The sequence below is a fragment of the Geomonas silvestris genome (genome assembly GCF_014193515.1).
Taxonomy (GTDB): Bacteria; Desulfobacterota; Desulfuromonadia; order Geobacterales; family Geobacteraceae; genus Geomonas; species Geomonas silvestris.
Genome location: NZ_BLXX01000003.1, coordinates 401,481 through 407,537, shown reverse-complemented (window position 1 = coordinate 407,537; position 6,057 = coordinate 401,481). Strand labels below are relative to the sequence as shown.

Below are 6,057 nucleotides of genomic sequence, written 5' to 3'. Positions count from 1 at the left end.
TTTGACTACATCGAGCGGTTCTACAACCGCAAACGGATTCATTCCTCGCTGGGGTATCGGACCCCGTTCGAGGTCGATCAACTCAACCTAGCCGCTTAACCGACTGTCCACGAAATCGGGGCAATTCCAGGCAGGCAAACGACACGTGGCGCACGAAAGCAGAGGACAGAAAATAAAGAAAGGTGTGAGGTTAAGGCTGTAACTGAGTATGCAAAATTGAAGGAACAGTATCCTGGAATTTCAAAGGCAGCCGCTGCAAGAGCGATCATAAAACTGGAGGAATTTAAGCACCTTACCGATCCTAGGACGATAGAAGATTATCTCAGAAAACATGAAATAGGGTAAATTCACAGTTTCTGTACAGAAACAGCACATCGCAGCACAGACCATGTGCACTCATGTGCGTTAGTTCGTTTCCATAGCAAAACCTCTTCGTTATAGTGCCTCCATCACAGACATGGAGGTATGACATGACAAAAGTCCCACACCCCACTGCACCACCACCCCCTACTACACATAACTTCCTCGATGAGCCAAAGCTGCACCTTCGAGTTGTTCTCTTTGCTGCGGCAGCGCTAAACCGCCCTCAAAAGACAATTACGGTGGCCAACACGCGAACCTTGAGCGTCGGCAAAGACCTGAAACAGGTTGTGCTTTGATGGCAGGCGGTTGGGTTCCTATGAGTAAGAGCCTCGCCGGAGAGCTGCCCCGAGATCGGCCTTTCACAAAGCTGGAGGCGATGTTTTCGCTGATGCTGGATTATGACGAAGAATCCCCGGTTTCAATATGCGGATTTGCCAAGCTGTGGACTTGGTCGGAAGGCCGGGTTACGCGCTTTTTTAAAGAGGCCGGGGTCTCCATCGAGTACCCCAAAAACAAAGCAAATTACCGTAATCAACGTGGGGTAATCGTGATGGTAAAAGCGGAGGAAGCGCAGAGGAGTCGTGGTGGAATTAAGGCGATTGATTCCAGGTGGTTGCGCAGCCTAACGGAGGAAAGTCATAGGAATAACGGAGGAAAGGCGGAGAAATCGTGCAGGCCTACTAAAGAACCTAAGCCTAAACCTAAACCAAATAAAAACCCTAAACCGGAAAAACCAGTATCAGGCCTCTCTGCCTTTGCTCAATTCTGGGAGGCTTACCCAACCAAGAAAGCGAAGGCTGCCGCAGAGGAATCATGGGCAAAGATCAACCCCGACGTGGATCTCCTCACGGTTATCCTGAAAGCTCTGGACCAGCAAAAGGGCGGAGAGTCCTGGCAGAAAGACAATGGTCGCTTTATACCACACGCGGCAACCTGGCTGAATGGCCGACGCTGGGAAGATGAGGCTGCTACTAACACTCCGACACACTTACCGATAACGGCTGATGAATCTGAAAAAATTCAAAGGATTTGGGAGATATATGACAACTAATCAGCAGTTACAACCCCAGGCAATTGACGCAGAAATGTCGATCCTTGGCGCGATTTTCCTCGATGGCGGGGCGATGGACACAGTCCATCGGATCATGACTGCCGAAGATTTTTATCGAGAGTCGCACCGCGTAATCTTCAAGGCGATGGAGTCTCTTGCCGACCGCAACGAGCCTATTGACTTGGTCACCATGGTCAATGCAATGAAAGCCTCTGCGAACCTGGAATCGTGTGGTGGCGCTGCGTACTTGTACGCCCTCGCCGAGTACGTCCCTATGGCTGCAAATGTTGCCTACTATTGCAGGATCGTGCAGCAAAAAGCCGTCGAGCGCCGACTGATCGCCGCAGCAAACAACGCAATTCACATCGTTTACTCCGGCGGAGATATAGAGCATGCCGTCGCCAAGATAGAAGCGGCCGTGCAACCCGGCACCAGCAGCCGTAATGCCGAGCCCGTTGACATGGGGCGGTCGGTCCGGGAGGCCGTCGAACGGATCGAGTGTCGCTACGAAAACAAGGGTGACATCCAGGGACTGCCCTACGGCATCGATGGCGTCGACGCAGCAACCTCGGGAATGCACCCTGGGGAGTTTATTGTCATCGCTGGTAGGCCGTCGATGGGAAAAACCGCTTTCGGGCTGAATGTCATCTTCAACGCCTGCCGCTCAGGTAAAACTGCGATGCTGTTCGCGCTGGAAATGAGCCGGGGCGACAATGTGGACCGGCTCACCGCATCACACGGGGTGGCCTATCAGCGGATACGGAACGGGCAATTGACGGAAAACGACTGGTCGAAGCTCGCCGCGGCATTCGCAAAAATGCATGGTTGGAACATGATGATCGACGATACTCCTGCCATCTCGCTCCGGGAGCTTCGTGCAAAGACACGTCGTCAGAAAAAGACTGGACTCGACTTGGTTGTAATCGACTACCTACAGCTCATGTCGCTCAATAACTCTCGTGATAATCGGGTGCAGGGACTAGGAGAAATCAGCCGAGGCCTGAAGCAACTCGCACGTGAGTTGGAGATCCCCGTGATCGCCCTTTCACAGCTCAACCGCTCCGTCGACGGGCGCCCAGATAAACGTCCGAACATGAGCGATCTCAGGGACTCAGGAGAAATTGAGCAGGACGCTGATGTGATCATCTTCCCCTACCGCCCGGCGGCGTACTGCCAACAGTGTAAAGACCGCGTGAACGACAGCAGCCACAACTACCGCGAGCACCAGGCAAAGGCGGAAATCATAATCGAAAAACAGCGTGCAGGGGAGCGGAACATAAGCATCCCTGTTTGCTGGCTTGGCGAATATCAGCGTTTCGTGGGGCTGTAAGCGGCACTTAATGGCGCCCCAGGTCTTAGGGGGCGAGGGGCCGATTCCTGTCAAGGTGACCAGATGCAGAAAAGGAAGGACTTAAAAATTAAGGAGGACGGGCATGATGCCATCTCGAGCACCATGAAGTTTTGGGAGCGGCGGTATGGCCAACCCCTTTCTAGGGAAGAAGCTCGTCAAATCATCGAAATGATGACGGGTTTTTTTTCCATTCTTCAGGAATGGGACACCTCTCTTCAATCTTGAAGTGACAGATGCGCCGATTTCTGCTTATATCATCTATATGAGAGTCAATCAAAAGCAGTAGGTGCGAATTATGAAAGGGAAAAATATTAGTGGGGGCAGCAAGACTAGAGCCGTGAATTATGTAAGAGTGTCGTCAAAGGAGCAAAAAGAGGAAGGTTTCTCCTTACCGGCACAACTTCAACTACTTCATGATTACGCTCAAGCAAACGGGATTGAAATAGTCTGCGAGTACGTAGATGTTGAAAGTGCAAAAGGGCACGGGCGTAAGGAATTTAACAAGATGCTTGAGTTTCTTGATGACCGCACTAACAACTGCCATACGATCCTGGTCGAGAAAGTAGATCGGCTAGTTCGTAACCTCTATGATGCCGGGATGCTCCTCGAAGAATACAAGGCAGAAATCCATTTTGTAAAGGAACACGAAGTCATTACCCCGAACTCCCCCTCGGCAAAAAAATTAATGTGCGGATTCAAAGTGCTTATGGCGAAGAACGTCGTCGACAATCTATCGGAAGAGGTTGTCAAGGGCATGACGCAGAAAGCGAAAGAGGGGATGTGGCCATCCCAAGCACCGTTGGGATATGAAAATGCGGTCGGTCCGGATAAGAAGAAAATTATCATCCCTGATCCCGTGCGAGCTCCCTTCATTAAGGCGATCTTCCAGTGGTATGCAACCGGCATGTACTCGATGTCGGACATTGTCAAAAAGGCATATAACGACGGTTTCCGGTGCAGAGATAACACCGGTAAGGTGTGCAAAAGCCTCATCGAAAAAATACTAAAAAACCCTATCTACTGTGGGGAGTTTGTCTGGAAAGGCGAGACGTACAAGGGGGTGTACGAGGCGATCATCTCCAAGGATCTGTTCGACAAGGTCCAAGACACCATCCAAGGAAAGGCAAGCCGCCCCTCAAAGCCGCTGAAACATTTTTTTGCGTTTCAGGGGATGGTGACGTGCGCAAAGTGCGGTTGCGCTATGGTGGCTGAATTGAAGAAGGAGCGGTACATATACTACCATTGCACGCAAAATCGCGGGAAGTGCAGCGGTAAATGCGTCAGAGAAGAGGTGCTGGATCTGGAGTTCTTGAAGGCCATAGAAGCAATCACTCTCGATTCCGATGTTGTGGAGTGGATTGTTGGGGTAATGAGGGAAACTGAAGGCGACAAGAGACGCTACCACGAGGAACGCCTTGCCGCCCTGGCAACTCAACGCAGGAAGGTGGAGGGACGGTTGGACAGTATTTACACGGACAAACTGGACGGCGTGATCACGCCTGAGCAGTTCGTCCGTTACTCCGAGAAGTTCAAAGGTGAGTTAAGGGAGATCGACAACTCAATCCGTGGTCACCAGTATCCGAACCACAAATACCTCGATGATGCGACTCGGCTACTAGAACTCGCGCAAAACGGCGCCAGGCTTTATTCTACGCAAAATATGGAGGAGAAGCGAAGGGTGCTGAGATTAGTACACTCGAACTCCACCTGGGACGAAGGAAAGCTGGTCCCAAATCTGCGCAAACCATTTGATATTATTGCAGTTACCAACAAGGCGTACAAAGAAAAAAAGGTCACCTTCCCGGAGGAAAATGACCTTTCTGAGTTTTGGCTCCCCAACCCGGACTCGAACCAGGGACATGGTGATTAACAGTCACCCGCTCTACCGACTGAGCTATTGGGGAATGAGCGACGAGGCGTTACTCTCGAAGACTTCTTAAGACCGTTGTCGTCAGAAGCTCGAACTGTATATCATGGGCTTTCTGAGGTTGTCAACGGATTTTTTTTACGGCACCGCGTTTTCACCGGCTCTGTTTATTCCGGCCAGCCCTTCTCCGTTTCGCCCCTCCCGTTCCAGCGAGAGAGGCCCCGACGGCGCCGCCGGATTTAGAAGCGCAGGGCCGGCTTCAGGTTGTCGGGGGTGTAGACCTGGGCGGTGCGCCACCCTTTGCCGGGAACCAGCACCGGCTCGAGCCGGCACGCCAAATAACCGATCAGGTTGGCGTGCTCGGGAAGGTCCGAGGCGATCATCACGATGCGGAACCCGACGAAGTCCCCCTCCTTGGGGAACCCCTTGGCGTCCTTCAAGGTGGAGGACCACACGGCCCGGCCGACACCGTCCACGGCGAGGTTGATCTGGAAGGTGCGTTCGCCCTCGGGGCCGAATCCTCCAGTCTCCAGGACCAGGGCGGGAATCAGTGCACCGATCAGGGGCTGGTAGCCGAGCGTGCAGGCATGCGCGAAGGCTGCCTGGTTATCGGGAAACGGGATCGGTTCTTTTTGTCTGCGAAACAGGTTGAACATGCGGCAACTCCGGGTGCGTTAAAGGTACAACTATACCCGGCTTTACCGGTTTGAACAGGGATAAATCGGATAACGGCAGAAACTAACAGGGATGAAGGGGATAAACAGGATAAAACCTTAACAGAACAGGGATTAATGGGATGAAGGGGATAACGGCGAAAACGGGAAAGACTCAACCTTAACCCTTAGTGGTTCAAGGCTTTGCTTTTGGTTTTCCCTCTACAAGATTTCAGTATTTGCCTTTATCCCATTTATCACATTCATCCCTGTCCCTATGCCGTTGACTCTATCCCGTTTATCCCTGTCAGGCACAAAAAAAAGGCGGGGTTCCCCCCGCCTTCTCGGCTTGTGCTGCACACGCTGACCTCAGGCCGGCTTCTTCTCCGGCTCGACGGCCGCAGCGGCGGCCGCTGCTTCCACCTTCGGTCCCTCGGCCGGTGCGCCGTGCCCCTCAACCTTAAGACGCAGCTCCTCGGCTTCCTGCAGGCGCTCGGCCTCCGCCTTGGCCTTCGCCTCGGCGAGCTTCGCCAGGTGCTCCTTCTCCTCGGTGCTCCTGGTCTCGGCATCGATCGTCTGCTTGAAATCGTCCGTGGCTTTCTTGAACTCCGCCAGCCCCTTGCCCAACGACTTGGCGAGGTCCGGGAGTTTCTGAGGGCCGATTACTATCAGCGCGATGACCATGATGATGATCAGTTCCGGCATCCCAATTCCAAACATACCTGCTACCTCGCTTTTTCTGCGCTATCTTCCGCAGTTGGATCAAAAAAGT

Annotated in this window: 7 protein-coding genes and 1 tRNA gene; 5 read left to right on the top strand and 3 right to left on the bottom strand. The window is 52.7% G+C overall.

Features of this window, described 5'->3' with window-relative positions; genetic code table 11:
- The 5 genes from GMST_RS22570 to GMST_RS22565 form a co-directional block, all read left to right on the top strand.
- Positions 1 to 99 (top strand): IS3 family transposase (locus GMST_RS22570; protein ID WP_371873112.1); only part of this gene is annotated, 99 nt, incomplete at its 5' end.
- A gap of 640 nt (positions 100 to 739) precedes the next feature.
- Positions 740 to 1,414: an LvrA C-terminal domain-related protein gene (locus tag GMST_RS08120; protein ID WP_183354128.1), complete on the top strand. Its 675-nt coding sequence runs from the start codon at positions 740 to 742 to the stop codon at positions 1,412 to 1,414.
- Positions 1,404 to 2,744, top strand: coding sequence for a replicative DNA helicase (gene dnaB, locus GMST_RS08115; RefSeq protein WP_183354127.1), 1,341 nt, complete (start codon positions 1,404 to 1,406; stop codon positions 2,742 to 2,744). Before GMST_RS08120 ends, dnaB begins: the two co-directional genes overlap by 11 nt.
- A gap of 63 nt (positions 2,745 to 2,807) precedes the next feature.
- Entirely contained in the window at positions 2,808 to 2,990 is a 183-nt protein-coding gene (locus GMST_RS08110) for a hypothetical protein (protein ID WP_183354126.1), read from the top strand.
- 70 nt (positions 2,991 to 3,060) lie between these two features.
- Positions 3,061 to 4,635, top strand: a complete 1,575-nt coding sequence (locus GMST_RS22565; RefSeq protein ID WP_371873111.1) for a recombinase family protein — start codon at positions 3,061 to 3,063, stop codon at positions 4,633 to 4,635.
- Here GMST_RS22565 and GMST_RS08095 read toward each other — a convergent pair.
- From GMST_RS08095 to tatB, 3 genes are all read right to left on the bottom strand, one after another.
- A tRNA-Asn gene (locus GMST_RS08095) sits at positions 4,594 to 4,669 on the bottom strand. The two genes, GMST_RS22565 and GMST_RS08095, sit on opposite strands and share 42 nt — an antisense overlap.
- A gap of 202 nt (positions 4,670 to 4,871) precedes the next feature.
- Positions 4,872 to 5,288: a hypothetical protein gene (locus GMST_RS08090; RefSeq protein ID WP_183354125.1), complete on the bottom strand. Its 417-nt coding sequence runs from the start codon at positions 5,286 to 5,288 to the stop codon at positions 4,872 to 4,874.
- Positions 5,289 to 5,654: 366 nt separating this feature from the next.
- Complete coding sequence (tatB, locus tag GMST_RS08085) at positions 5,655 to 6,005, bottom strand: Sec-independent protein translocase protein TatB (RefSeq protein WP_183354124.1); 351 nt, start codon at positions 6,003 to 6,005, stop codon at positions 5,655 to 5,657.
- Positions 6,006 to 6,057: the final 52 nt, after the last annotated feature.